The organism is Mesorhizobium sp. M7A.F.Ca.CA.004.12.1.1, from assembly GCF_003997835.1.
Classification (GTDB): domain Bacteria; phylum Pseudomonadota; class Alphaproteobacteria; order Rhizobiales; family Rhizobiaceae; genus Mesorhizobium.
In genome coordinates, this window is record NZ_RZRK01001028.1 from 1 (window position 1) to 1,848 (window position 1,848).

2 protein-coding genes are annotated in these 1,848 nt (G+C 63.6%); both read right to left on the reverse strand.

Translation table 11 applies throughout. From position 1 onward, the window contains the following. The coding region (locus EN984_RS33155) for a glycosyltransferase (protein ID WP_245480171.1) at positions 1–607 on the reverse strand (607 nt) is incomplete at its 3' end. Positions 608–943: 336 nt separating this feature from the next. Then, positions 944–1,848: FAD-dependent oxidoreductase (locus EN984_RS33160; RefSeq protein WP_164765858.1), on the reverse strand; the 905-nt coding region annotated here is incomplete at its 5' end.

The window sequence follows — 1,848 nt, forward strand, 5'->3', positions numbered from 1 at the left end:
GTATGGAGCCGGCTAACCTCTGGACGGCATCGACGTTTGGCGGATAGCCGAGATGGCCGACGAACAGGATCACCGGAAAGCTTTCGTCGGATACGGGCTCGGCGGGCAGCGTTTCGGGGCTGTGCCCGGCGTGCGGAATTCCGTTTGGAACGACATCGATCGGCAACTTGTGCCGGGAAAGCGCCATCAACCGCTCTCGATCCTGGCTCGAGCAGACCCAGACCCTGTCGACAAGGGCAAGCGCCTTTCTCTCGAGACGCCTGATGCCAAGGCCCTCGCTGATCGTCGCCACCGCAGCCCGCTTCGCATCGACGTGCCGCAGCTGACCCGCCAGGTCGGACTCAACATTGTGCATGTCGAGGATGAGCTGTTTCGTCAGTGCCCGCAAAGGCCGCAGCAGCTTGAACAGGCCGATGCCCTCGATCAGCACCGTGTCCGGGCGGAAGTCCCGAACCAGTGTCTCCAGCCGCGTCAAGGCGACGCGCGAGATGCGACGCTCCGCCCTTATACGCCACCACCCGATCGAACTGGAGCGGGCCTCTCCCTTGATCGACAAGGCTTCGGTGCGGATCGACGGATCGGTTGTTTCCGTCGCCTGCGGCAGCACAGATACCAGGCAGACCGGGCCGAATTGCGCAGCAGACTCAGCATTGCGATAGTTCCGCAGATCCGCGCCTGAGATCGGCGGAAAGGCTGGATCGTGGGACACAACCAGCACACGTCGCCCGGCTTTCGCCGCGGAGACAGCGTCGAGCGGTTGTGCGCCCGCGGGTTTCAAAGTGGACGCTCTGGGCTTTGCGCCTGAGACTTCATTCCAGACGGCATGCGTGACGGCCCCAAACCATAACAATCGGCTTCGACTTGTTCAGCCGACGAGCCTTTCGTCAAGCGCCGCATCGTCGCTGATTGTCAGATGCACCAGTTGCGGCAGGCTGCCGGAATATCACCATCGCCTGGACCACGCCAACCAGCGGCCCGCCAGACGCTTCCACGATGAGGTGAGCCTTGTCCGCCGATAGGCGTCGCCGGCCATCTTGATGCCTTGCGCCTGCGTCGGGAATGGATGGATGACGTCGGCCAGCGCACGCAATCCCATGCCCGATTTGATCGCCAGCGACACCGCATTGATCATCTCGCCGGCATGGCTGGCAACGACCGTGGCGCCCAGGATGCGGTCGGACCCCTCCCTGACGTGGATTTTGACAAAACCCTCCTCCTCGCCGTCCATAACCGCACGGGCGACATCGTGCATCAGCACTGTATAGGTCTTGACCGGGATGCCGTTCTGGCGCGCCTCCGCCGGATAGAGGCCGACATGGGCGATCTCCGGATCGGTATAGGTGCACCACGGAATGACCAGTTCGCTCAGCTTCCTGCGTCCGAGAAACAGGGCATTGCGCACGACCATGCGGGCTGTCGCCTCGGCGGTGTGGGTGAATTTATAGGCGAGGCAGACATCGCCCGCCGCATAGATGCGCGGATTTGTGGTGCGGAGACAGTCGTCCACCTTGATACCGTCGGCATCGTATGCCACCCCGGCGTTTTCCAGGTCGAGGCCGTCGACATTGGGCGATCGGCCGATGCCAGTGATGATCTCATCGACGGAAATCGTCGTCGTGATGTCGTCGCACACCAGGTCGGCGAGCTTCTTGCCGCCTTCCGTCCGCACCGCCACCACCTCGGTGTTGAGGCGAACCTCGACACCCTCGCGCGCCAGCGCGTCCGAAAGGATTTGGGCGGCATCGCGTTCCTCACCGGGCAGGAACATCGGTTCGCGCTGCGCCTGGATGACCTTCGCGCCCAGCAGGCAGAAGGCCTGCGCCGCCTCGCAACCGAGCGGGCCGCCGC